Source organism: Bradyrhizobium sp. CCBAU 25338 (genome assembly GCF_028128965.1).
Classification (GTDB): domain Bacteria; phylum Pseudomonadota; class Alphaproteobacteria; order Rhizobiales; family Xanthobacteraceae; genus Bradyrhizobium; species Bradyrhizobium liaoningense.
Window position 1 is genome coordinate 435888 of sequence record NZ_LFKY01000043.1, and the last position, 23887, is coordinate 459774.

Genomic DNA, 23887 nt, shown 5'->3' on the forward strand with positions numbered 1-23887 from the left:
CGCTGGCGATCATTGGTTCCGCGTGCGCTACCGCGAACCTGCTGAAATGCAAGGCATTTGTGCGGTGTGCACACACAATTGGGCTCTTGGAACCGATGCGGAAGCAGGTTCATATGGTGCGAGCCTGAGTACAACAGATGCCCCTCTATTCCGTCCACCACAGCACGACCTACCACTACCGGCAGCCCGTCAGGCTTGGGCAGCACCAGTTGCTGTTTCGTCCCCGCGACAGCTTCGATCAGCGCTTGCTCGCATGCCAACTCGCAGTGCGCCCCGAGCCGTCGGAAATCCGCTGGATCCACGATGTGTTCGGCAATTGCGTAACCCTCGTCGATTTTGCGGCCCGGACCGACGTGCTGGAATTCGAGACCACGATCCGGCTGGAGCATACACCCGAGAACGCGCCGGATTTCCGGATCGAGCCATACGCCCGCGAGCATCCGTTCGCCTACGACGAGACCGAGTTGCCGGATCTTGCACCGTACATGCTCCGGCATTATCCCGGCGACGTCGCCGTCGACGACTGGTTGTCGAAATTCATTGCACCCTCGGCGAGCCGGCCGACGGGGCAACTGCTGATGACGCTCAACGAAGCTATCGCCGAAGGTTTCTCCTATCGGAGGAGAATCTCGCATGGCACGCAAACGCCCGCCGAAACGCTCGACCTGCAGCAGGGAACTTGTCGCGATTTTGCCCTGCTGATGATGGAGGCCGCCCGATCGCTCGGTTTTGCGGCCCGCTTCATCACCGGTTACGTCTACGTGCCGGACCGCGACGGCCCGGCACGACTGGGCGGAGGCTCGACCCACGCATGGTGCTCGATCTACGTGCCGGGCTCGGGCTGGGTCGAGTTCGATCCAACCAACGGGATTGTCGGAAACCGCGATCTGATCAGGGTCGGAGTTGCCCGCACGCCGGCGCAGGCGATTCCGCTCTCGGGGTCCTACTGGGGGGAGGCGGACGACGAGCTCGGAATGGAGGTCGCGGTCAACGTGAAGACGGAGACCATGCCGGAGCCCGAGGAGACGGGCACGGCGGCGCCCGATCGGGCTGCGGTATCCTCAACGTGACGTTAACGGGACCGCTCGAATTGGTTCTGTGTCCCAACGCTATTTTCCAATCTTTGCGCTAAGGATGATCCTCCTGAGACGGGCTTTGCCCGCGTAAACGGGGACGACGGACGTGGTCGACATCGCGCATCAGGCAGCGATCAATCCGGCATCGGCAAGGGATGCCGGAGCCGCGCGCGCGCTCGTCCCGCTCACGGCGATCGACCCCGGCCAGTGGCGCGCACTCGCGCAGCGCACGGTCGAGCCGAACGGATATTACCTGCCCGCCTGGGAGCTGGCTGTCAGTGCGACCGCGCGTGGCCGCAGCAATGCCTCGGCACTGCCGGCATTCGATGAATCTTCGACGCGGCTGATCGGACTGATGCCGGTCATCTCGCTCTGGCGCGCCTGGAAGATCCCCCTGCCCGCGCTGGCGAGCGCGCATCCCTACGGCACGCTGTGCAGCCCGCTGATCGACGGCGATGCGCCGATCGAGGCCGCCACGCGACTGTTGCAGCAGGCGCGCGAGGCCGGCGCGCATGCGCTCGTGCTGACCGACGTCGCGCTCGACGGCGCCGCGATGGACGTGCTCAAGCAGGTCCTGAGCCGCGCCGGCCTGAAGCCGCGAATCCTCTCCTCCTACATCCGCGCCAGCCTTGATGCGACACAGGATGGCGAAACGCTGCTGCGCGAGGCGCTCGGCGCCAAGAAGCTCAAGGAGCTGCGGCGCCAGCGCCATCGCCTCGAAGAGCACGGCGCCGTCGTGTTCGAGGTCGCGCGCAAGCCCGACGAGATCGGGCCGGCGCTCGAGACATTCCTGCAGCTCGAAGCCGGCGGCTGGAAGGGCAAGCGCGGCACCGCGCTGGTCCAGCATGCGGGCGATGCGACCTTCATCCGCCGCGCCGTCCCCGCGCTTGCAGAGACCGCGCAATGCGAGATCGTCACGCTTCGCGCCGGCACGGCGCCGGTCGCCGCCGGCATCGTGCTGCGCCACCACGACCGCGCCTTCTTCTTCAAGCTCGGCATCGACGAACACTTCGCAAGATATTCGCCGGGCGTGCAGCTCACCCTCGAGCTCACCCGCCACCTCTGCGCCGATCCCGCCATCGCCAGCGCGGACTCGACGGCGAGCGCCGATCACCCCATGATCAATCCGATCTGGCGCGGACGCTTCGCGATCGGCGATGTGCTGATCCCGCTGCGCCGTTACGATCCGGTCGTGACGCTGGTTCACGCGGCGGTCGCGGCGCACGGCATCGCGTACGCAACAGCGCGCCGCGCAGTTCGCCTGCTTCGTAGATAGAACAGCTACTCCGCCGCCTGCGCGTTGATCTCCGCCGAGACCTGGCGGATGGCGCGCGCGAGCAGGTTCGGATCCTGCGCGCCGGAGACGGCGTATTTCTGCGCGAAGACGTAGGTCGGCACGCCGGAGATGCCCTTCTCGGCGGCTTCCTGCGCATCCGCCGAAACGCGTGCGACGTCCTCGTCGGTGGCGAGGCGCTTGCGCACGTCGTCGGCATCGAGGCCGACATCGGCCGCCGCCTGCACCAGCACGTTCACGTCGGTGAGATCGCCGCCGTCGCGGAAGTACAGCTCCATCAGGCGCTGCTTCATCTCGGGCGCCTTGCCGATCGCTTCCGCCCACAGGATGAGGCGATGGCAGTCGGTCGTGTTGGGCTGGCGCGCCACCAGTTCGGGCTTGTAGACGAGGCCCTCCTCGCCCGCCGCGGCGACGACGCGCCCCGCAATTCCCTTATAGGCCTCGACCGAGCCGAACTTCTGGGTGAGATAGGCCTCGCGGCTGATGCCCTCGCGCGGCACCCAGGGATTGAGGAAGAAGGGACGGAAATTGAGCTTGACGGGAACGTCGGGCACCAGCGCCAGCGCGCTCTCGATCCGGCGCTTGCCGATATAGCACCAGGGGCACACCACGTCGGAGACGACGTCGATCTGGAGCGGTTTCAGCGTGCTCATGTCAGCGCCTCCTTCGGGCAGGTCACGGGTTCGCCCAAAGATAAGCAGAACCCGCCCCGAGGCAAGCAGGGCTATCGCATATGAGAGCTTTTCCCTGCGGCCATCCTTCGAGACGCCCGCCTTTGGCGGGCCCTCAGGATGAGGACCGAGTGCGCGGCAGCAGTTTCAGATCATACTTAGCCTCATCCTGAGGAGACCGCGAAGCGGTCGTCTCGAAGGACGAGGCGCGCGCTCAGGCCCCGCCAAGAACTCCATGCGATCGCCCTGAGAGGCAAGGGCGCTACGTCATGGCTGCCGCGATCTGCTTCAGTCGTTCGGCCGTGCGCTCGTCGGCCGGAAAGAACGTTTCCAATGCCAGCTCCGACAAGGTGATGTCCACGGGCGTACCGAACACCATGGTGGTGGAGAAGAAACTAAGTATCTCGCCCTCGTGCCGTAGCTTGAAGGGGATGGCGACATTGTCGCTCGACAGCGGCGCCGAACGCGCCGGAATGGGGTAGCTCTTCAGATCATTGTAGAGCCTGATCAACTCGGGATCGGCCGTGGCCTCGCATTGGCGGTGCAGCCGCTCCAGCAGATGGCCGCACCATTCCGCGAGATTGACCGTGCGAGGCGCCAGCGCCTCGGGATGGAAGGCGAGCCGCAGCACATTGAGGGGCTGGCCGAGCAGATGCGGCGGGACGCCTGCGAGCAGCGGTGCCACCATGCGATTGGCGGAGACCAGGTTCCAGTGCCTGTCCACCGCAAGCGCGGGGTTGGGCTCATGTGCTTTAAGCACCAGGTCGATCGCCCGGCGGGCTGATTTCAAGGCGGGATCCTCCAGCGTGCGCTGCGGGAACGCCGGCGCGAAACCGGCGGCGACCAGCAGCACGTTGCGTTCGCGCAAGGGCACGTCGAGGCGCTCGGCGAGCCTCAGCACCATGTCGCGCGAGGGCGCGGCGCGGCCGGTCTCGACGAAGCTCAGATGCCGCGCCGAGATCTCGGCTTCGCCCGCGAGATCGAGCTGGCTCATGCGGCGGCGCTGCCGCCATTCGCGCAAATGGTCGCCGATATGGACCGGCTGGCTGCGTTCGGTACGTGCCGTGGAAGCATGTGCGTTCATGACCCGAAACCTACCACGCGGGTTTCCGCCCTTCCATTACCCGCAAGGTAATCGAATTGGGGCGCAGACGCGCGCATCTTTGGTCGCAACAGGAGATGACCATGATCGCGCTGCTGCTCTATCGGACCATCGCAGACCACGTCTTGCCCTGGGCTACGGCCTTCGCGACCCGCATGCTGGCGCGCAGCCTCAACGTGCCGGAGCCGCTGGTGCATTCGACCGGCGACTATGTCGTCGCCCGGGTCATCGCCTTCGAGCACGGCGTCGGCAGGAGCCTCTGCCCGTTCCGCCTCGCCCGCCTCGCTCGCGCCTGGTGGCGCGGATTGCGCTGACTTCACCCCGACCCCACCCCAACCAAGGAGACCCAAGATGATCGAAGCATCCACCTTCCTGCGCCGCGCACTTCTCGCCGACGCCGTCTTCAGCGGCATCGCCGCGCTCGGCTTCACCTTCGGTGCAGGCGCGTTCGCGAGGCTGTTCAGTCTGCCGGACATGCTGCTGCTCGAAGCCGGCCTGTTCCTGATCGCCTACACCGCCCTGGTGGGTTGGCTCGCCTCGCGGGCCACCGTGGCGAAACCGCTCGTTCTATTGGTCGTGATCGGCAATGCGGCCTGGACGGTCGGCAGCATCGCATTGCTGCTTTCGGGCGCGGTGTCGCCGAACCTCGCCGGCGAGCTCATGGTCGTGGCGCAGGCGATCGCGACCGGCGTGTTCGCCGAGCTGCAATATGTGGGATTGCGGAAGAGCGGGAGCGTGGTGGCAGCGTGAGGCCTCACCACGTGCCATCGTCGCCCGGCTCGGCCGGGCGACGACAATTTCCAGAGACAATCAACCCATGCGGACAAGCTGCGGCGTGAGGATGGTTCGGTCCCGGCTCCGTGACACCTGAGCAGGAAGCGTGAGCTTGTTATGCCCTTGCGCGACCGACCTTGCCGGCGAAGTGCTTGCCGTTCAACTTCTTCTTTTTCGCCGTCGCGCTCTTCGTATCCGCCTTCTTGGCCTTGCGCTCGGCCCGCGCCTTCACCGTGGCGCGTTCGGCTCGCGCCTCGGCGCGCAGCTTCTTGCGCTTCCTCTCGCAGGAGTCGCACTTGCAGCCGATCGGCTTCAGATAGGCTTTGAAATAGTCGGTGCCGTAATCGTAGTTGATCTCCTCGCCCGGCTCGATGTTCTTGATGGCGCGGATGAAGACCTTGCGCTCGCGCGGCCGGACGTCGGATTCGGCGTTGGGCCGGCAGGAATGGTTGATGTAGCGGGCGAGGTTCTTGCGCACCGACCCGTCGATGGTCCAGCGGCCGTTGAGCTCGAACAGATATTTGTTCTCGATCTCGTCCTGCTCGGGAATCCTGGAATCCAGGATCGGTCCGAAATAGCGGATGATCCGGGTGCCCTTCTTGATCGGTTTGGTGGCGAAGAGGCCGAGCCCGGTCTTGGAACGGCCGACGCGATAGGGTTTGTTCGAGGATGTGGCTGGCATGATCAGGAGTACGAAGGCGCGAATGAGGCTGGAGGAGCCCAAGCGAAGCCGCTCTTCTAGAACGATTCCGCGCCGCTGTCAGGTGTCTGGCGGCGCTGTTTGAACCTTGCCCACAGTCAAGGCGTCTGATGGTACCAAGTTCCAGCTGCCTCGAAGTGTCATCATGATCCGTATGACCGCCCCATCGCTCACCGCGCTGCTGATCTGCGCCGGCCTCGGCTGCGCCAACGCCCAATCCGTGGGCAGCAGCTACACCTCGACGGCGCCGAAGGACTGCCGCCAGATCGGCAAGCCCAGTGACCTCGACGGCAGCACCACGCGGGTGTGTCCGGGCAAGGACGGACTCGTGGTGCTGATCGCCGAGGATGATCTGCGCGAGATCGTCTCCGTCGGCCGCAATCGCAAGCAAGCGGCCGAGGAACCGGCAGCCAACGTCTGGTTCGCGCCGTTCAACTCATCGGAAATCACCGTCGAATGGCGCACTGCCGGCGAAAAGCCGTTTGCGATCATCCAGCGCTGGCACATCGCGGACAACACCGATCCCGACAAGCAGGGACGGCCGAAGACCAAAGCCATGCTGGTGGTGACCCGGCTCCCGCCGGGCCCGGTCTGCCACGTCGCCTATGTCGACGCGATCGCCAACCCGGCTGCCAATGAGCTCGCCCGCAAGGCCGCGGACGATTTCGCCCGGGGCTTCACGTGCGGCAAGGACAAGGTGAAGATCATCGGCACAAGCGGGCGCGCCGTCGAGCTGGCCACGATGCGCTAGCCTCTCGCCTTGGCGCGGCGATAGACGCCTCACCATGGCGGGAGTTGCGTTGGGATCAGGGGCCCGTCGGCTTGCCAGTGATCGGCGCCGTCAGCATCGCCTCGAGCAGGCGTTCGGCAGTCGTCCCCTCAGGCAAGCGATCGAGGATGTCCTCGAGCCGCCCGTCGAGCAGCAGCATCGTGAAGCCGTGCACCATCGACCAGGCGCGCGCGATCGCCGCGCCCTGGGTCAGCGTCAGCGCGTCTTCGCTGATCTGCTCCTGCCGCATCATGCCGATCGCATTGGCAAGCCCCGCGAAGGACGCCTCGGCGGCCTCGTGCAGTGAGGGTCTCGAATAGTCGAGCCGCTCGGTGCGGAACATGATGCCGTACATGCCGGGATGCGCCTGCGCATAGGCAACATAGGCTTTCGGCCTCGCCAGCGCGCGTTCGAGCGGCGTTGTGGCGGCATCGCAGGCCGACGCCATCGCGGCGTTGAACTGGCGGAAGCCGACGGCGGCGAGCTCGCTGAGAAGCCCCGTGAGATCGCCGAAATGATGAGTGGGCGCGGCATGCGAGACGCCCGCCTCGCGCGCCACCGCGCGCAATGTCAGGCCGGCGAGCCCATCTCGCTCGAGCACGCGTTCGGCGGCCTTGAGCAGCGCCTCGCGCAGGGCACCGTGATGATAGGGTGTCTCGGTCCTCGCAGCCGCCGGGCGCCGTGCGGGACGCGCCTGCGCCTTCGCTGCCGACGATGTCTTTTTCGGAGTGCGCGGGTTACGCGCGGTTTCGCTCTTGCCCATGGGACAAGCTATATGACGCGATATTGACAGTGTAAAGATTTTGCTTGACCGGAACGGCAATCGGCATTATCTGATCTTTACGATGTAAAGATAGGGAGCAACGCCGTGCAGCAGGCCGCCGAGCGCCGCAACAATATCGCACCGATCCCGTTCGAGGCCGACGCGCCCTTCCTCAAGATCATCGGCGAATTGCCGCGCGAGCTGAACGGCACGCTCTACCGCAACGGTCCCAATCCGCAGTTCGAATCGCCCGGCGCGCACTGGTTCGTGGGCGACGGCATGCTGCACGCCTTCCATCTCGAAAACGGCCGCGCAAGCTATCGCAACCGATGGGTCCGCACGCCGAAATGGCTCGCCGAGCACGATGCCGGCCGGGCCCTGTTCGGCGGCTTCGGCCGCAAGCTGCCGGATGCACCGGCCAACCTCACCGATGGTGGCGTCGCCAACACCAACATCATCTTCCACGCCGGCAAGCTGCTCGCGCTGGAAGAAGCGCACCTGCCCACGGAGATCGAGCCGGGCACGCTGGCGACGCGCGGCTATCACAACTATCAGGGCCGCGTCGCCGGCAGTTTTACCGCGCATCCGAAGATCGATCCCGTCACGGGCGAACTGGTGTTCTTCGGCTACAATGCCGCGGGACCGTTGACGCCTGCCCTCTCCTACGGATCGATCGACGCATCCGGCAAGGCGACGCGCTTCGAGCGCTTCGAGGCGCCCTATGCCAGCATGGTGCACGATTTCATCGTCACCGAAAACCATGTGCTGTTTCCGATCCTCCCGATCACGGGCAGCATGGAGCGCGCGATGAGCGGACGGCCGCCCTATGCCTGGGAGCCGGACAAGGGCGCCTATGTCGGCGTGATGAAGCGCAGCGGCACCGCCAAGGACATCGTCTGGTTTCGCAGCGAGGCCTGTTACGTCTTCCACGTCATGAATGCGTGGGAAGACGGTCACCGCATCGTCGCCGACGTCATGCAGTTTGAGGAAGCGCCGCTGTTTCCGCATCCCGATGGCCGCCCCACCGATCCGGAGAAATCGCGGGCCCGCCACTGCCGCTGGACGTTCGATCTCGCTGGCAATACCGACCGCTTCCAGCAGACATACCTCGACGATCTCACCGGCGAATTCCCCCGCATCGACGACCGCCGCGCCGGACTGAAAAACCGACACGGCTGGTACGCCTGCGCCAATCCGAAACTGCCGATGTTCGGCGCGCTGTCGGGCATCGTGCATGTCGACGGCAACGGCCGAAGGCTCGGCCATTACCTGCTGCCGGCCGGCGACACCATCTCCGAACCGGTGTTCGTCGAGCGATCGAAAGATGCGACCGAGGGCGACGGCTGGCTGCTGGCGGTGATCTGGCGGGCGCGTGAGAACCGCAGCGACCTCGCCGTGTTCAACGCCACCGATGTCGAGGCCGGCCCGGTCGCGCTCGTCCATCTAGGGCACCGTGTGCCCGACGGCTTTCACGGCAATTGGGTGGGCGCGGCGTAGCCATCATCGTCATTCCGGGGCGCGACGAAGTCGCGAACCATGATGAGCAATTGCGCCACCTAGTTCACGCTTGGCGTCGCCCCGAATGACGGAAAGAGGAGTTTCCCATGCACATGCCCTCGATCACCACGGGCTGCTTCGCCCTCCTCGCCCTCGCCTGCATCACGCTCGCCCTCCGAATGATCCGGCTGCGGCGAAGCAGCCATGCCATTTTCAACGGCGGCATCCTGCTCGCCGCCGGCCTTCTCATCGTCTCTGCGCTGCCGATCCTGTCGCGCCTGCCATGGGCGGAGCTAGCCGACGAATTGTTCGACCAAATGGTTGCAGTACTTCACTTTTTGGAGGTCGCCTACGTTATTTTGACACTGTAAAGATTTTGCTTGACCCAGACCTCGTCCTTGAACTAATAATCTTTACATCGTAAAGATCGGCTTGACCGAGGCGACCCATGACGATTTTCGGGATCCTTGCGCCCTATGGCGCCTTCACCTTTCTGATGCTGGTGACGTCGGCCACTTCAAGCGTGTTCGCGGCTTCCGCGATCTGCCTCGGCACGGTCGCGATCGATGTCGCGCGCGGCCGCTCCGTGAAAATCCTCGCCGCGGGCTCGGCAATCGTATTCGCAGCGATCGGCCTTTACCTTGCGTTGATCGATCCCGCGCTCGGCACGCTCGGCGTCAAGCTGTCGGTCGATGTCGGCATCTTCGTCATCTCGCTGGGCTCGATGCTGATCCGCCGCCCGTTCACGCTGCAATATGCGCTCGAATCCGTGCCGACCGAGACCGCGGCGATGCCCGGCTTTCTCCGCGCCAATTACATCATCACCGCCGCGTGGACGGCAGCCGCCCTGTTGATGACGGCCGCCAATCTCGTGCTGCTCTACGCCCCCGGCCTGCCGCTCTGGTCGAGCCTTGCGGTTGCTTTTGCCGCCCGCAACAGTGCGATTTACTTCACAAAGTGGTATCCCGAGCATTGCCAGATCAAGTACGGTACGCCTGCCCGCGCATTGCCCAATGCTCGCTGAACAGGATCGACGATGAAGGACGTATTCGCCCGCCTCGCCTCCGACCTCTTCTCCGCCATCGTCTTCCTGGTCGTCTATCTCATCACCGACAACGTCATCCTGGCGACGTCGGTGGCGATCGCCGGCGCGTTCGCGCAAGTGGTCTGCGCCCGCATCAAGGGACAAGAGCTCAACTACATGACCTATGCGAGCCTCGCGCTCGTCGTCGTGCTGGGCACGGTCACGCTCTTGACCAATGATCCCCGCTTCATGCTGGCAAAGCCCGCGATCGCGCATTTCGCGATCGGCCTCATCATGCTCAAGCGCGGCTGGATGCTGCGCTACATGCCGCCGATCGTCGTCGAGACCGTTCCGGAATATGTGACGGCTGCGGGCTATGCCTGGGCGGCGCTGATGTTCGTGATCGGCGCCGGCGTGATCGTGGTCGCCTCCACAGGCGATCTGAAACTGTGGGCGTTCTACCTCACGGTGGTCGCAGGCGGCGGCAAGATCCTGGCCTTTGCCGTGCAATACGTCGTCCTGCGCCTCATCGTCACCAGCCGCCGGCGTGCCGCCGCCCGCGCCTAAATGTCGTAGCGCAGGGTTAGGCAGGAGCTGCGAGTTGGGCTATAGCCTCGCTCAGGACGGCCGCGGATCGTCGCGGACCGCCGAAATCTGCTCGGGAGACGGGAATGGCCGTAGACGGCAACTGGAATCTGACGATGACGACGCCGATGGGCGAGCGCCAGGCGACGCTGACCCTGCTGAGTTCCGGCGGCACGCTGACAGGCACGCAGGGCGCAGAGGGCAACACCGCAGAGATCTTCGACGGCACCATCAGTGGCGACGCCGTCAACTGGAAGGTTTCCATCACCAATCCGATGCCGCTGACCCTCGAGTTCATCGGAAAGGTCTCCGGCGACAGCATGAGCGGCGAGATGGGCATCGGCCCGATGGGCAGCTTTCCGTTTACGGGCGTACGGGCGTAACGCCGCGGCTTCGGCACATGCCCAACATCCGCCTCGTAGCGGCGACGTTGCTGTGTGTCGCAGCATCGGTGGCGGCGCACGCGGAAGACACCGAACCGGCGTGGCGCGCAAGCGCGCTCGCCATGGTGCCGCCAGACTTTGTGGCCGGCACCGCCTATCGGACCGATGGCTCGACCGGTTATCTCGCCGTTGACCCCGCGAGATCGAATGATCCGAAGACGCCCGCAAGCGTGTTCGCCGCACGCCAGGCGCTCGTGGTCACGCTGACGGCGGATGGGGCGCGCGCAGTCTCGGCGGAGTTGAAGCCGCGCACCGGGCCCGATCCTGACAATGACGACACCGATTTCGCAAAGCTGCACGCCGATCTCGCCGCCAAGCGCGCCAGCCTGCCCGCAGGCACCGAGCCCTGCGATCTCGGCGCCTGGTCCATCGACAAGGACCCGGGCGGCCTCAATGTGCGCGCCGAGCCCTCAACGAAGGCCCGCGTGCTCGGCACGTTGCCGCCGCCCTATCGGCTGAAGCTCGGCGGCAGCGAGAACACGCCCGAGGGCGGCTGGCTCACCGAATTCCGCATCATCGGTTTCAAGGATGGCTGGTTCCTGATCGAGGGCGCCAAACCGCCGGGCAAGGACTACGAGGACGAGAAGAGATATCCGCGCAGCGCGCCAAAGCCCTATGCCGGGCGCGGCTGGGTCGCCTCCAACAAGGTGGGTGCGGCCTATGCCAATGGCGCCACGCGCATGGGCGGGCTGTTCCAGGCACCCTTCGTCGATGCGAAATGGATGCCGGCGCAGCGCGAGCTCGGCGGCGCGCTCGACACCGACGGCGGCCCGAGGCGCATCTTCGCGTGCAGCGGCCTCTGGGGCCTCGTCGAGAGCCACGACGGCGTCCGCGGCTGGTGGCGCGCGCTGTGCTCGAACCAGGTCACGAATTGCAGTTAGGGCCGCGGAAGCTTCCGCATCGTCATGGCCGGGCTTGACCTTGGCTTGTCCCGGCCATCCGCCGCCTTCCTCGCGGCACGAAGAACGTGGATGCCCGGGACAAGCCCGGGCATGACGGTCTCCTGCGAAGGCACATGTGACATCACTGCGCGCGTGCGCGGTATGTAAGGCTAGCCCAGGTTCAACTCCTTGAAGAAGTCGTTCCCCTTGTCATCGATGATGATGAACGCCGGGAAATCGACGACTTCGATGCGCCAGATCGCTTCCATGCCGAGCTCGGGATATTCGAGCACCTCGACCTTCTTGATGCAGTGCTCGGCGAGGTTCGCGGCGGCGCCGCCGATCGAGCCGAGATAGAAGCCGCCATATTTCTTGCAGGCCTCGCGCACGGCGGGCGCGCGGTTGCCCTTGGCCACCATCACCATCGAGCCGCCGGCGGCCTGGAACTGGTCGACGAAGGAATCCATGCGGCCCGCAGTAGTCGGACCGAACGCGCCGGAGGCGTAGCCTTCGGGCGTCTTGGCGGGGCCGGCATAGTAGACCGGGTGGTTCTTGAAATAGTCCGGCAGCGGCTCGCCCTTCTCCAGCCGCTCGCGCAGCTTGGCATGCGCGCTATCGCGCGCGACGATCATGGTCCCGGTCATCGAGACGCGCGTCTTGATCGGATATTTCGAGAACGTCGCCAGGATGTCCTTCATCGGCTGGTTGAGGTCGATCTTGACGACCTCGCCGCCGAGCGACTGCTCGACCTGGGGCAAGTACTGCGCCGGGTTGTGCTCGAGCTCTTCCAGATAGACGCCGTCCTTGGTGATCTTGCCGAGCACCTGGCGGTCGGCAGAGCAGGACACGCCAAGCCCGATCGGGAGCGATGCGCCGTGGCGCGGCATACGGATCACGCGCACGTCGTGGCAGAAATATTTCCCGCCGAACTGCGCGCCGACGCCGAGCGACTGCGTCATCTCATGGATTTCCTTCTCCATCTCGACGTCGCGGAAGGCGTTGCCGTCGGGCGAGCCGTGCGTCGGCAGCGCGTCGAGATAGCGCGCTGAGGCAAGCTTCACCGTCTTCATGCACAGCTCGGCCGAGGTGCCGCCGATCACGATGGCGAGGTGATAGGGCGGGCACGCCGCGGTGCCGAGCGTGAGGATCTTCTCCTTGAGGAAAGCGAGCAGCCGGTCCTTGGTCAGCACCGAGGGCGTCGCCTGGAACAGAAAGCTCTTGTTGGCGCTACCGCCGCCCTTCGCCATGAACATGAACTTGTAGGCATCATCGCCCTCGGCGTAGATCTCGCACTGCGCCGGCATGTTGTTGGCGGTATTCTTCTCCTCGTACATCGAGAGCGGCGCGACCTGCGAGTAACGCAGATTGCGCCGGAGATACGCGTCGCGCGCGCCTTCCGACAGCGCGGCCTCGTCGTCACCGTCGGTGATGACGTTGCACCCCTTCTTGCCCATGATGATCGCGGTGCCGGTGTCCTGGCACATCGGCAGCACGCCGCCGGCCGCGATGTTAGCGTTCTTCAGGAAGTCGAGCGCAACGAACTTGTCGTTCGGGCTCGCCTCGCCGTCCTCCAGGATCGCGCGGAGCTGCTTCAGATGCCCGGGCCGCAGGTAATGGTTGATGTCGCCAAAAGCCGCCTCCGACAGCGCCCGCAACGCCTCGCGCGACACCACCAGCATGTCCTTGCCGAGGACCTTCTCGACCCTGACGCCCTCGGACGAAATCTTCTTGTAGGGCGTCTCGTCCTTGCCCAGCGGGAACAGCGGGGTGTGCTTGTAGGGCGGAACGGGCTTGGACTGATCGGGAAAGGCGGTGGGAGCGTTCATGGGGCGGATCTCGGGTTTCGGGGCCTCGCGGGCCTCTAGGCATAGAAGGGTTCTAAGCGCATTTTGGCCAGAAAAGAAAGGGAGCGGTGCGCATGGGAGAGGCTGGCCGGGCTCGGGAAGGCATTGGCACAGCTCGTGGAAATGCCTCCGCCCGCCCTTGCGCTTCGGGCCCGCCGACGCTTGAATGCGCGCGCTAAGGGGCTTTTCATCATGACATTGAACTTGAACGTCCGCGGCGCGATCCTGGTCGCCGCCGCCATCGCCGGCCTTGTGGCCCTCGCCTCACCCGCGCGCGCCGACCGCTGCGACGACAGCGCCAAGGAGCTTGCAAACCAGGTCGATCGCCTGAAGGTGAATTTCCGGGCGGCCAACGTCGTCTACATGACGCACCCGGCGGCCAAGGAACTGTCCGTCGCCTGCCGCGGCGACAAGTACTCGATCGAGCTCTATGCCAAAGGTGATCGCAAGCCCAAGCCGGAGTTCTATGCGCTGGTGGGATCGATGGCCGCGATCGTCTTCACCGTGACGAAGGACGACACGACGACGGGCGCGACACGCTGCCTGAAGCGGATGGGCCTGTTGCGCGGCGACAAGGTCAGCATGCGCTATCGCCGGCTCAACATGGAATGCACCCGCTCCAAGACGGAGGCTTCCATCGCGATCACCCGCGGCAAGGACGAATAGGCGGGGCGCAGCCCCGCTCTCGCTGCGGACACGATGCGCATGTGGCGCGACGCAACTCGCCACATGCTCCGTCATTGCGAGCGAAGCGAAGCAATCCGGAAATCCATCGGCAGAAGCAGTCTGGATCGCTTCGTCGCAAGAGCCCCTCGCGATGGCGAGGAGAGGTCTCGTCGTTTCACGCAGACCGGCACGTGACGCTGAAAAGCAGCCCATCCCACCGCACCATTTCCCTCGCATTTTAGCGATTGGCTTGAAGGAAATTTCGCTCCTCGCAGGGCAGGCTGAATTGTTTCCATATGTGAGGATTTGTGGATGAAAGTTTCCACCGTGGCGCCCCCGCCGATCGCGATCGTGGTCCCTAACTACGACACGACCAAGCAGCAGGACGACCAGACCAAGGTCAAGGACGAGGATCCGACCTTCAAGCCGCAACCGCCCGCGCCCCTGCCGCCGGGCCAGGGCACGCGGATCGATCAGCTCGCCTGATCAGGCTTGCCACGGCTGAAGCGCCCGATCCGGTCGATCGGGCCTTTCGCGCGTCCGGCCGCATCTTTGCCGGATAGCTGCACCAATATCGTGCGCCGCTCACCCGGGACCTGCGCATGATCGCACGCCTGCTGTTGCAGAACACGGTCTTCGTCGTCGCAATGGGCGCGGTGCTGTTCGCATGCGCCGGAACACTGCAGTGGCCGTCGGCCTGGACGTTCCTCGCCACCTCCGCGCTCCTCGGCCCGCTCTGCGGCTGGTGGCTCTACCGGATCGATCCGGCGCTGCTGGCCGAACGTCTGCGGCCGGTGCTGCAAAAGGATCAGCCCGCCGCGGACAAGATGTTCATGACGGCCTTCGTGTTCGCGATGCTGGCCTGGCTGGTCGTGATGGGGTTTGACCGGCGCCTTCAATCCTCCGACGTGCCGACTACGTTGCAGGCGCTCGGCCTCGTGCTGTTCCTGGCCTCGACACTGTTCATCATGTGGGTCTTCCGCGAGAACTCATTCGCCGCCCCAGTGGTGAAGCTGCAGACCGAGCGTGCGCAGCACGTGATCTCGACCGGTCCCTATGCCCATGTCCGCCATCCCATGTACAGCGGCATGGTGCTGTTCTTCGCCGGCCTGCCGTTGCTGCTGGGGTCGTGGTGGGGACTTGCGATGCTGCCGCTCTTCATCGCCTTGCTCGCGGTCCGCATCTCCATCGAGGAGCGCACGCTGCGCGAGGGCCTGCCGGGCTATACCGAATATGCGGCGCGGGTGCGCTATCGCCTCCTCCCCGGCGTCTGGTGAGGGCTGATCATTGTCCCGTCCGGACCGGCTAACCATCCAGCTCGCGGTAGCGGCGGAAGATACCCTGCTCGTTGAAGGGAATGCGGCGCTCGCTTTCGAGATAGGCCTTGATGTTCGGCCGCGCGGCGATGCGGTCGTGCAGACCGACAAGGCCCGGGACATCCGCTTCGAACGCCTTCATGCGCCTGGGGAAGGCATAACGCAGCCCGTCGACGATCTGGAATAGCGAGAGATCGACGTAAGTCAGGCGGCGACCGGTGACATAGGTGCCGCCGCTCCCATCGAGAAGGCGCTCGAAATAGCCGAGGTATTTCGGCACGCGCTCCTCCCAGAACTCGGCCGTGCGCTTCTTCGCCGGTGCCTTCTGGTCCTCATAATAGAGCGAGGGCCCGAGCGGATGATGGGTGTCGTGGATCTCGACGACGAAGTCCGTGATCGTGAGCTGAAGCTGGTGCACCCAGAGCCTGCCGGCTTCCGTCTTCGGCGCAAGCCCATGGCGGGCGCCGAGATAGAGCAGGATGTTGGCCGTCTGGCCGATGACGAGCTTGCCTGCTTTCAGGAACGGCGGCGCAAAAGGCGGCGTGCCCTCGTGCGCATCCATCATCTTCATCATCGCGGCAGTCCCGCGCGGACCGCGCGCGACATCGACGTAATCGGCCCCCGCCTCCTCCAGCGCCAGCCGCACATATTCGCCGCGGCCCTGGATCTCGGGCCAGTAATAGAGCTCGTATTTCATGGGAGGGGATCCGTGCACGTGGAGCGACGGAACCAATGTATCACTCGCCGCAAGGTTCCGTCAGCGCCGCAGCGACGGCTGGCGCTAAACACTCCGTCATTGCGTGCGCAGCGAAGCAATCCGGAGTCGTTCCGCGGAAGGGATTCCGGATTGCTTTGCAATGCTCGCACTGGCGCGAAGAGAGCGGTGGGCCCAACGAAAAGGGCGCCGTACCCGAGGCACGACGCCCTTCCTCGCAAACCGCTTGCGATCAGTTGGTCTGCTGGATCGCCGACAATTCCCAGCCGCTGCCCGGCCTGCGGGCAAACGTCCAGATCTCGGTCGCCTCGCCCGGCTGCTCGCTGCCGGCAACGATGGCGCCGGTGTTGCGGTCGACCGTCTTGTCGGTGAGCGCGAAGCGCAGCGCCACCGTGGCGTATTCGGTCTCGCCTTCCCGCCAGGCTTCCGCGAGGTCGCCCTGCAGCAGCTTGACGTCGGTCACCTTGTTGACGACGTTGCGCGCACGGTTCTGGGCAAGGTCCTGCTCGAAATAGGAGACCATTTCCGGCGTCGCGAGCGTGTGCAGCTTGGCCACGTCCTCGTTCGACCAGGCGGTCTGAACCTCGCCGAGCAGGCGCTCGAACGCCTCATAGTCGTCCGGCTTGATCTCGAGCGGCGCGTTGTTGGCACCGAAGCCGAAGCCGCCAAGACCACCGGCAAGACCGCTGCGATGGCTCGTCTGCGGTCCAGGCGCTGCGCCTGCATCAGCATTTGCATTGGCATAAGCCGCCCGCGGGGCGTGACGGCGCTGCCACCACGACATGGCCAGCCGCACCACCAGCACAACGAGCGCGATCTGGATGATCAGGCCGAGGATCGAGGACAGGCCGCCGAGGCCGCCGAACAGGCCGCCGCCGAACAGCATGCCGAGCAGGCCAGCGCCGAGGAAGCCGGCCGCAAGGCCGCCCATGAAGCCGCCAGCCCGGCCGAACAGGCCGCCGCGCGCAGGCGCGGAGGCAGCCGAATTCATGCCTGCGCCCGGCTGGGTGTAGGTGCGATTGAACTGCGAGGTCGAGCCCGGCGCGGTCGTGGTCGACGGCGGGGCCGAATAAGAGCGCGAACCGCGCGAACCCGACGACATGCCGCCGCCGGCGCGCGCGTCGGCGGACGAGATCGCGAGTGCAGTCGGCAGCGCAAGCGCCAGCACGACGGCGATCGCCTTGAAGAGACTGCGGGAGCGAAGCGAGAAAGTCATGTGCGTTTCCCAAATCCCCGGCATGGGGATGTGCGCTTAAGATGGGCAGACTTCCCGAAAAGTGAAGCCGGTTTCGGAGCCCGTGACTGCGGCCCTCAGTCGCGGGGATGTGGCAAAAGCCCATATTTGGCGTGGGCTTGGCCGGGCGTGGCAGGGAACCGTGGCCGCGGGTTACCGGCGCTCTTTCGACGAAAATTCCGCTTTTTCCCTGTCATTGCGTGCGCAGCGGAAGCAATCCAGAATCTCTCCGAGAGAGCAGCTGAATTGCTTCGTCGCAACGGCTCCTCGCAGTGACGGCATCGAGGCTCTCACCCCTGCTTCGTCATCGTCTCCTTTACCGCCGCCACGAGCTGGCTGAGCGTGAAGGGCTTCGGCAGGAAGTCGAATTGCTGGCCTTCGGGCAGGCTCTTCTCGAACGCGTCCTCGGCATAGCCCGAGACGAAGATGAACTTGATGTCGGGGTTCTTTTCCCGCATCGCCTTCAGCAGCGTCGGGCCGTCCATTTCGGGCATCACGACGTCGGAGACGACGAGATCGATTGCGCCGCTCTGCTCCTCCAGCATCTCCATGGCCTCGACGCCGTTCTCGGCCTCGACCACCGTGTAGCCGCGCGAGCGCAGGCCGCGGGCGTTGAGCGCGCGCAGGCCCTCCTCGTCCTCGACCAGCAGGATGGTGCCCTGGCCGGTGAGATCGGTGCGCGGCTTGGCCTCGGCGGGCGCGGCTTCCTTCGCGACGCCGCCGGTCGCGCTGGCCGCGGCTGCCGGCTGCTCGACCTGCACGTCCTGCTCGGCGTGATGGCGCGGCAGGAAGATATGGAACGAGGTGCCCTGCCCCGGCTCGGAATCGACATAGATGAAGCCGCCGGTCTGCTTGACGATGCCGTAGACGGTGGAGAGCCCGAGGCCGGTGCCCTTGCCCACTTCCTTCGTCGAGAAGAACGGCTCGAAGATCTTGTCGCGGATGTCGGCGGGAATGCCGGTGCCGGTGTCGGCGACCTCGATCCGGACATAATCCGCAGCCGGCATGCCCTTGTAGGCGAGCTTCGCGGCGTCGTCGGTGGTGACGTTGGCGGTGCGGATGATCAGCTTGCCGCCATCGGGCATGGCGTCGCGCGCGTTCACCGCGAGATTGACGATCACCTGCTCGAACTGGGAGACATCGACCTTCACCGGCCAGAGGTCGCGGCCGTGGACGAGGTCGAGCTTGACCTTCTCGCCGATCAGCCGGCGCAGCAGCATGGTGAGATCGGACAGCGCGTCGCCGAGATCGAGCACCTGCGGCCGCAGCGTCTGGCGGCGCGAGAATGCGAGCAGCTGCCGCACCAGGGTCGCGGCGCGCGTCGCGTTCTGCTTGATCTGCATGATGTCCTGGAACGACGGGTCGGTCGGCTTGTGCGCGTTCAGCAGGAAGTCGTTCGCCATCATGATGGCGGACAGCACGTTGTTGAAGTCGTGGGCGATGCCGCCGGCGAGCTGGCCGACCGTCTCCATCTTCTGGGACTGGTTGATCTGGTTCTCCAGCGCGCGCCGCTCGGTGGTCTCAAGCATGTGCACGATGGCGGCTTCCGCCTCGTTCTCGGCCGTATCGACCGGCGTGACGAAGAACTGGCCCCAGCGCTCCTTGCCCCCTTCCAGCGCCACCTCGACCGGCGCGATGTCGGCCTTGCCCTCGGCGGCCTGGTTGATGGCGGCGATCAAAAGCTGCCGGTCGCGCGAGCTGACCGCGCGGAAGATCGACTTGCTGGCGCTGTCGAGCCCGAGCGCCTGTCCGAGCTTGGCATAGCGCGCATTGGCTCGCACGACATTGCCGGCGCGATCGACGGTCGCGATCGCCATCGGCGTGTGGTCGAAAAAGCGCATGAAGCGCACTTCGGCGGCGCGGTCGGGGTCGCTGCGCTCGTCGCGGGCGCGGCTGATCACGAGCGTGCGCGACGGCCCTGGCGCACCGTCGGCGCCGAAGGCGAGCTTGTGATAGAGCCGCACCGGCATGGTCTTGCCGGTGCGCATGCGCAGGTCGATGTCGAAAACCTCGGTCTTCACCTCGCCCGGCACCGCCACGATCGAGGTCAGCAGCGAGGCGCCGTCGCCGGAGACGATGTCGGTGAGCTTGAGGCCGCCCGAACCGATCTCGGCGAGATCGTAGTCGAGCCAGTTCGCCAGCGTCGCATTGACATAGGCGAGCTCTCCGACCGGATTGACCGAGAAGAAGCCGCACGGCGCGTGATCGAGATATTCGATCGCGTGCTGGAGCTCCTGGAACACGTCCTCCTGGCGTTCGCGGTCCCGGGTGATGTCGGCGATCGACCACACCGCGTATTTCGCCTCGCGCTTTCCGGTGCCGAGCGGGCGCACCCGCATGCGCAACCAGCGGCCCTGGCTGCCGTCTTGGCCGGAGATGCGCACCTCTTCCTGCTGCCGCTTTCCTTCGCGGGCGGCCTTGAGCAGGCGGAACACCGCTTCGGAGACATCAGGGTTGCCGATGAAGACACGCTCGACGGGACGCACGTCCTGGGGGCCGCTGGCGCCGGTCAGCGTCAGATAGGCGGCGTTGGAATAAACCACGTGTCCGCGCGCATCGGTGACTGCGAGCCCGTCGAACGCGTGATCGGAAATGTGGCCAATGATGGGATCATCGAGATTGCGGTCCGCGAAGCGGATGATGCCGGCGGCGAAGGCGAACAGGTTGAACAGGCCGACCATCGCCAGCACGGCGAGGATGCCCAGGATATAGGGCTGCGCCTGCGCGCGCCCGAGCGTCATCAGCCCGACGGCGACCGCGACGAGGCCGGCGGCCACCAGCAGCACCAGCGCAATGCTGCCCGAGCGCGGCGACGGCTCGTGCGCCGCAACGGGCTCGCGTGTGAGGTCGTGGTCGGTCTCAGCAGTCATCTCGAGCTGGCGCAGCCTGTCGGCAGAGAATCAACGCGTTACGGGGCGCGTGGGGTCCTCCCTGCCTGAATCGGACCCAAAGGTGCAAGGGCAGCAGCGGCGAAAGGTACGCTGATTCCCAGATTACGGCCATTTCCGGTATTTTTCGGGTGTTTTATCCCCGCCCGGCGCTGAATCCGCGCCTCAGCCGCATGACGTAGCCGATGACTTCGGCGACCGCATGATAGTGCTCGGTCGGGATTTCCTGGTCGATATCGACGGTGGCGTAGAGCGCCCGGGCCAGCGGAACGTTCTCCACGATCGGGATGTCGTGCTCGCGCGCGATCTCCCGGATCTTGAAGGCGAGGTTGTCGACGCCCTTGGCGACGCAGATCGGCGCCGACATGCCCCGCTCGTAGGACAGCGCCACCGAATAGTGGGTCGGGTTGGTGATGATCACGGAGGCCTTGGGAACCGCCGCCATCATGCGCTTCTTGGCGCGCTGCTGCCGCAACTGCCTGATCTTGCCCTTGATGTGCGGGTCACCTTCGGATTGCTTGAATTCTTCCTTGATCTCCTGAAGCGACATCTTCTGCCGCTGGAACCAGCTTCGGTACTGGAAGAAATAATCGGCGATGGCGACGATCGCGAGCGCCGCGACCACCGCTCCGAGCAGATGAATGGTCATGCTGGTGGTCGCGCCGAGCATGGCGGCCGGATCGAGCCGGACCATCGCCTCCATGCGATGCCGCTCCGGCCACAGGACCATGGTCATGACCGCGCCGAGCAAGACCAGCTTGCCGATGCCTTTGAGAAAATTGGCGGCTGCCTGCTTGCCGAAGATGCGCTTGAAGCCGGCGCCGGGCGAAATCTTGTTGAATTTGGGTTTCAGGGATTCGGCCGACCACACCAGGCGGTGCTGGAGCATGTTGCCGGCAATCGCCGCCAGCATCAGCATCAGGAGGGGGACGCCGACGGCCGCGAGCACGACGAATTCGATCTGCTGCATCAGCGCGAGCAGAGCCTTGCCGTCGGTCTTGATCATCCAGGAATTGGCGAGCAGGTTGCGCATCGGCGTCAGCAGCCCGCTGCCGACCGAGCCCGAGAAGGTCGAGACCACGAGCGTGCCGCCCGCCATCATGAACCAGGTGTTGATCTCCTGGCTCTTGGCGACGTCGCCGCGTTCGAGCGCATCGTCCAGGCGCTTTTGCGTCGGGTCTTCTGTTTGACTTTCGGGATCGTTGTCTTCCGCCATCGATCGACCCCGTCACTTGAGCGGCATCATCTGGTGCATGACACCGATGAAATAATCGAGAAACGTGCCCATCATCGCGGTCAGCACCACGGCGAGCACCAGGAAGCCTGCGAAGATCGACAGCGGCACGCCGACGAAATAGACCTGCATCTGCGGCATCAATCGCGCCAGCACGCCGAGCCCGATGTTGAAGACGAGGCCGAACACCAGGAACGGCCCCGAGAGCTGCAAGCCCAGACGGAACGCGGCGGTGAAGGCGCGCGTCGCCAGCGAGGCGACATCGCCGCTCGATACGGTCTCGCCCGGCGAGAAGATCGTATAGCTGTCGTTCAGCGCGGCGATCACCAGATGATGGCTGTCGGTGGCAAACAGCAGCGTCACGCCAAGAATGGTCAGGAAGTTGCCGACCAGCACGCCCTGCTGCCCCTGCGTCGGATCGACCGAGGTGACGAAACCGAGCCCCATCTGTTGCGCGATCACGGATCCCGCAACCTGGAGCGCCGACAGCGTCACGCGCGCGGTCGCGCCCAGCACGATACCGATCGCGATCTCATGCAGCATCAGGACCAGCAGCGGCGCGAGCGAGCCCATGTCGACCTGGTAGGCGTTTCGATGCAGCGGCAGGATGATCAGCGTGAGCATCAGCGCGATCGACAGCTTTATCCGCGTCGGGATGTTGGTCTCGCCCAGCCCTGGCAGCAGCATCACCATCGCGCCGACCCGGGCGAAGGCGAGCATGAAGGAAGCGGCGAGCGCCGGCAGCAGCGAGACGTCGATGCGCATAATCTACGCATCTTGCCTCAGCCGCCGATGATTCGCGACGATATACGCATCATGTGGGCGTGGAGCGAGTCGGCCATGAACGGCAGCGCCAGTAGCATCGTGGCGAAGATGGCCAGGATCTTCGGCACGTAGATCAGCGTCTGCTCCTGGATCTGCGTCAGCGCCTGGAACAGCGACACGATGACGCCGACCACGAGGCCGACCACCATCAGCGGCGAGGACACGATCACGATGGTCCAGATCGCATCGCGTGCGACGTCGAGGGTTTCAGGTCCGGTCATTTGGCAATTCCGCTGTTCGTTGACGGCTCGAAGGAGGCGAATCGCGAGCAGCGAACGGCGAATGGGAAACGCCCCCACTCGCTACTCACCATTCGCCACTCCCCAATTCAGATCGGCATCTTCATGATGTCTTCATACGCCGCGATCACGCGATCGCGGACCGAGACCAGCGTGGATACCGCGACGTCGGTGTCTGCGACCGCCGTCACCACGTCCATCACGTTGGCCTTGCCGGCGGCCATCGCCACGGTCTGCGCATCGGATTTGCGACCGGACTCCATGACGCTGCCGACGGCGTCCTTCAGCAGCGAAGCAAAGGATTGCCCGGTCGGCTCGCTGCCCTTGCCGGCGCCGCCGTTCTCGAGCACGCGGGCAAGGTTGGCATAGGCGTTCGCGGCGATTGTCGGTGATGCCATGACTCAGATGTCCTGTTCAGCTCTTGAGGATGTCGAGCGTGCGCTGGATCATCCGGCGCGTCGCACTGATGATGTTGAGGTTGGCCTCGTAGGACCGCTGCGCGTCGCGCATGTCGGTTATCTCGACCACCGAGTTCACGTTGGGATATTTGACGTTGCCGCTCGCATCCGCGGCCGGATTGTTCGGCTCGTATTTGACGCGGAAGTCGGACTGGTCGGGCTTGATCCTGCCGAGAGTGACGACCTGCGCGTCCAGCGTGCGGTCGAGCGCGGAGGAGAAGGTCGGAACCTTGCGCCGATAGGGATCGCCGCCGGCGGTCTGCGCCGTCGAGTCGGCATTGGCGATGTTTTCCGAGATCACCCTCATGCGCCCGGCCTGCGCGCGCAGGCCGGAGGTGGCGATCGCCATCGAGCGGGCAAAGTCGCTGCTGTCATTCGCCATGATGCGCCTCTAGCTCTCCTGGTTGCGGGATCACGCCTAGGCCTTGCCGATCGCGGTCTTGAGCAGGCGCAGGCTCTTCGAATAGAGCGAGGTCGCCGCCGCGTAGTCCATCTGGTTGCTGGCGGCCTTCATCATCTCCTCCTCGAGATTGACGGCGTTGCCCGCAGGGCGGGTCTCGAAGCCGGCGTTCTTGTCCTGGTCGAATGCGGAGGTGGCGCCCGATGGCGTCATGTGCGAGGCGCTGGTACGGGTCAGGGCCAGCGGCCCCATGGACCCCGTGACGGCGCCGGTCCTGTCGAGCTTCGGCTCGACCAGGTCGCGCGGCCGGAATTTGGGCGTGTCGGAATTGGAGACGTTCTCGGACAGAACGCGCTGGCGCTCCTGGTGCCACTGCATCTTGGTGCGAAGCGCCGACAGCACCGGGAGGTCGTTGATGGACATCGTCGCGGCTCCTTCCGCCACCCTTGCGGACCCGAGGTCCGAAGCTAGGCAGAATTTGCCGCCTGT

The 23887-nt window shown here is 65.2% G+C and carries 28 protein-coding genes; 14 read left to right on the forward strand and 14 right to left on the reverse strand.

Features of this window, described 5'->3' with window-relative positions; translation table 11 throughout:
* The first annotated feature begins 137 nt into the window (after positions 1-137).
* Both ACM42_RS35765 and ACM42_RS35770 read left to right on the forward strand, forming a co-directional pair.
* The gene (locus ACM42_RS35765; RefSeq protein ID WP_271533076.1) at positions 138-1070 is read left to right on the forward strand and encodes a transglutaminase family protein; all 933 of its coding nucleotides are present in this window, start codon (positions 138-140) and stop codon (positions 1068-1070) included.
* A 112-nt stretch (positions 1071-1182) separates the two neighbouring features.
* Positions 1183-2352 (forward strand): GNAT family N-acetyltransferase, encoded by a 1170-nt coding sequence (locus tag ACM42_RS35770; RefSeq protein WP_271533078.1) that lies wholly within the window; start codon positions 1183-1185, stop codon positions 2350-2352.
* Between the two features lie 5 nt (positions 2353-2357).
* Here the strand turns inward: ACM42_RS35770 and ACM42_RS35775 are convergent, their stop codons facing one another.
* Both ACM42_RS35775 and ACM42_RS35780 read right to left on the reverse strand, forming a co-directional pair.
* Complete coding sequence (locus ACM42_RS35775) at positions 2358-3023, reverse strand: DsbA family oxidoreductase (protein WP_271533080.1); 666 nt, start codon at positions 3021-3023, stop codon at positions 2358-2360.
* 280 nt (positions 3024-3303) lie between these two features.
* On the reverse strand, positions 3304-4125 hold the full coding sequence (locus ACM42_RS35780; RefSeq protein ID WP_271533082.1) for a helix-turn-helix domain-containing protein: 822 nt from the start codon (positions 4123-4125) through the stop codon (positions 3304-3306).
* 101 nt (positions 4126-4226) lie between these two features.
* On the opposite strand from ACM42_RS35780, the gene ACM42_RS35785 reads away from it, so the two are divergent.
* Together ACM42_RS35785 and ACM42_RS35790 are read left to right on the forward strand one after the other, a co-directional pair.
* The gene (locus ACM42_RS35785) at positions 4227-4457 is read left to right on the forward strand and encodes a hypothetical protein (protein ID WP_271533084.1); all 231 of its coding nucleotides are present in this window, start codon (positions 4227-4229) and stop codon (positions 4455-4457) included.
* A 37-nt stretch (positions 4458-4494) separates the two neighbouring features.
* On the forward strand, positions 4495-4893 hold the full coding sequence (locus ACM42_RS35790; RefSeq protein ID WP_271533085.1) for a hypothetical protein: 399 nt from the start codon (positions 4495-4497) through the stop codon (positions 4891-4893).
* 139 nt (positions 4894-5032) lie between these two features.
* On the opposite strand, the gene ACM42_RS35795 is transcribed toward ACM42_RS35790, so the two are convergent.
* On the reverse strand, positions 5033-5599 hold the full coding sequence (locus ACM42_RS35795) for an SET domain-containing protein (protein ID WP_271533719.1): 567 nt from the start codon (positions 5597-5599) through the stop codon (positions 5033-5035).
* A 163-nt stretch (positions 5600-5762) separates the two neighbouring features.
* On the opposite strand from ACM42_RS35795, the gene ACM42_RS35800 reads away from it, so the two are divergent.
* Positions 5763-6368: a hypothetical protein gene (locus ACM42_RS35800; RefSeq protein WP_271533087.1), complete on the forward strand. Its 606-nt coding sequence runs from the start codon at positions 5763-5765 to the stop codon at positions 6366-6368.
* A gap of 55 nt (positions 6369-6423) precedes the next feature.
* On the opposite strand, the gene ACM42_RS35805 is transcribed toward ACM42_RS35800, so the two are convergent.
* Positions 6424-7149, reverse strand: coding sequence for a TetR/AcrR family transcriptional regulator (locus tag ACM42_RS35805; RefSeq protein WP_271533089.1), 726 nt, complete (start codon positions 7147-7149; stop codon positions 6424-6426).
* 105 nt (positions 7150-7254) lie between these two features.
* Here ACM42_RS35805 and ACM42_RS35810 point away from each other — a divergent pair, with 105 nt between their 5' ends.
* The 6 genes from ACM42_RS35810 to ACM42_RS35835 all read left to right on the forward strand — a co-directional run bounded on the left by ACM42_RS35810 (position 7255) and on the right by ACM42_RS35835 (position 11579).
* Positions 7255-8646 carry a carotenoid oxygenase family protein gene (locus ACM42_RS35810; protein WP_271533091.1) on the forward strand — a complete coding sequence of 464 codons (1392 nt, stop codon included), beginning with the start codon at positions 7255-7257 and terminating at the stop codon, positions 8644-8646.
* A 107-nt stretch (positions 8647-8753) separates the two neighbouring features.
* Positions 8754-9017, forward strand: a complete 264-nt coding sequence (locus tag ACM42_RS35815) for a hypothetical protein (RefSeq protein ID WP_271533093.1) — start codon at positions 8754-8756, stop codon at positions 9015-9017.
* Positions 9018-9094: 77 nt separating this feature from the next.
* Positions 9095-9670 carry a hypothetical protein gene (locus ACM42_RS35820; RefSeq protein ID WP_271533095.1) on the forward strand — a complete coding sequence of 192 codons (576 nt, stop codon included), beginning with the start codon at positions 9095-9097 and terminating at the stop codon, positions 9668-9670.
* A 12-nt stretch (positions 9671-9682) separates the two neighbouring features.
* Positions 9683-10237: an inner membrane-spanning protein YciB gene (locus tag ACM42_RS35825; protein WP_271533097.1), complete on the forward strand. Its 555-nt coding sequence runs from the start codon at positions 9683-9685 to the stop codon at positions 10235-10237.
* A 104-nt stretch (positions 10238-10341) separates the two neighbouring features.
* Positions 10342-10638, forward strand: a complete 297-nt coding sequence (locus tag ACM42_RS35830; protein WP_028181202.1) for a hypothetical protein — start codon at positions 10342-10344, stop codon at positions 10636-10638.
* Between the two features lie 17 nt (positions 10639-10655).
* Positions 10656-11579, forward strand: a complete 924-nt coding sequence (locus ACM42_RS35835; RefSeq protein WP_271533099.1) for an SH3 domain-containing protein — start codon at positions 10656-10658, stop codon at positions 11577-11579.
* Between the two features lie 170 nt (positions 11580-11749).
* On the opposite strand, the gene ACM42_RS35840 is transcribed toward ACM42_RS35835, so the two are convergent.
* Entirely contained in the window at positions 11750-13405 is a 1656-nt protein-coding gene (locus tag ACM42_RS35840) for a fumarate hydratase (protein ID WP_271533101.1), read from the reverse strand.
* Between the two features lie 210 nt (positions 13406-13615).
* On the opposite strand from ACM42_RS35840, the gene ACM42_RS35845 reads away from it, so the two are divergent.
* The 3 genes from ACM42_RS35845 (at position 13616) to ACM42_RS35855 (ending at position 15366) form a co-directional block, all read left to right on the forward strand.
* A complete protein-coding gene (locus ACM42_RS35845) occupies positions 13616-14089 on the forward strand; it encodes a hypothetical protein (RefSeq protein ID WP_271533103.1) in 474 nt (157 codons plus the stop codon).
* Positions 14090-14401: 312 nt separating this feature from the next.
* The gene (locus ACM42_RS35850) at positions 14402-14575 is read left to right on the forward strand and encodes a hypothetical protein (protein WP_194393053.1); all 174 of its coding nucleotides are present in this window, start codon (positions 14402-14404) and stop codon (positions 14573-14575) included.
* Between the two features lie 116 nt (positions 14576-14691).
* Positions 14692-15366, forward strand: coding sequence for a methyltransferase family protein (locus ACM42_RS35855; protein ID WP_271533105.1), 675 nt, complete (start codon positions 14692-14694; stop codon positions 15364-15366).
* Between the two features lie 28 nt (positions 15367-15394).
* Here the strand turns inward: ACM42_RS35855 and ACM42_RS35860 are convergent, their stop codons facing one another.
* From ACM42_RS35860 to flgB, 9 genes are all read right to left on the reverse strand, one after another.
* Positions 15395-16102, reverse strand: a complete 708-nt coding sequence (locus tag ACM42_RS35860; protein WP_271533108.1) for a glutathione S-transferase — start codon at positions 16100-16102, stop codon at positions 15395-15397.
* 250 nt (positions 16103-16352) lie between these two features.
* The gene (locus ACM42_RS35865) at positions 16353-17360 is read right to left on the reverse strand and encodes a Tim44 domain-containing protein (protein WP_028180900.1); all 1008 of its coding nucleotides are present in this window, start codon (positions 17358-17360) and stop codon (positions 16353-16355) included.
* Positions 17361-17644: 284 nt separating this feature from the next.
* Positions 17645-20224 carry a cell cycle histidine kinase CckA gene (gene cckA, locus ACM42_RS35870; RefSeq protein ID WP_271533111.1) on the reverse strand — a complete coding sequence of 860 codons (2580 nt, stop codon included), beginning with the start codon at positions 20222-20224 and terminating at the stop codon, positions 17645-17647.
* 154 nt (positions 20225-20378) lie between these two features.
* The gene (gene flhB, locus ACM42_RS35875) at positions 20379-21458 is read right to left on the reverse strand and encodes a flagellar biosynthesis protein FlhB (RefSeq protein WP_271533113.1); all 1080 of its coding nucleotides are present in this window, start codon (positions 21456-21458) and stop codon (positions 20379-20381) included.
* Positions 21459-21470: 12 nt separating this feature from the next.
* Entirely contained in the window at positions 21471-22241 is a 771-nt protein-coding gene (gene fliR, locus ACM42_RS35880; RefSeq protein WP_194393047.1) for a flagellar biosynthetic protein FliR, read from the reverse strand.
* A gap of 17 nt (positions 22242-22258) precedes the next feature.
* The gene (gene fliQ, locus ACM42_RS35885; protein WP_028180904.1) at positions 22259-22522 is read right to left on the reverse strand and encodes a flagellar biosynthesis protein FliQ; all 264 of its coding nucleotides are present in this window, start codon (positions 22520-22522) and stop codon (positions 22259-22261) included.
* Between the two features lie 107 nt (positions 22523-22629).
* Positions 22630-22938: a flagellar hook-basal body complex protein FliE gene (gene fliE, locus ACM42_RS35890; protein ID WP_028180905.1), complete on the reverse strand. Its 309-nt coding sequence runs from the start codon at positions 22936-22938 to the stop codon at positions 22630-22632.
* Between the two features lie 16 nt (positions 22939-22954).
* Complete coding sequence (gene flgC / locus ACM42_RS35895; RefSeq protein WP_028180906.1) at positions 22955-23380, reverse strand: flagellar basal body rod protein FlgC; 426 nt, start codon at positions 23378-23380, stop codon at positions 22955-22957.
* A gap of 36 nt (positions 23381-23416) precedes the next feature.
* On the reverse strand, positions 23417-23821 hold the full coding sequence (flgB, locus tag ACM42_RS35900) for a flagellar basal body rod protein FlgB (protein WP_271533118.1): 405 nt from the start codon (positions 23819-23821) through the stop codon (positions 23417-23419).
* Positions 23822-23887 lie beyond the last annotated feature (66 nt).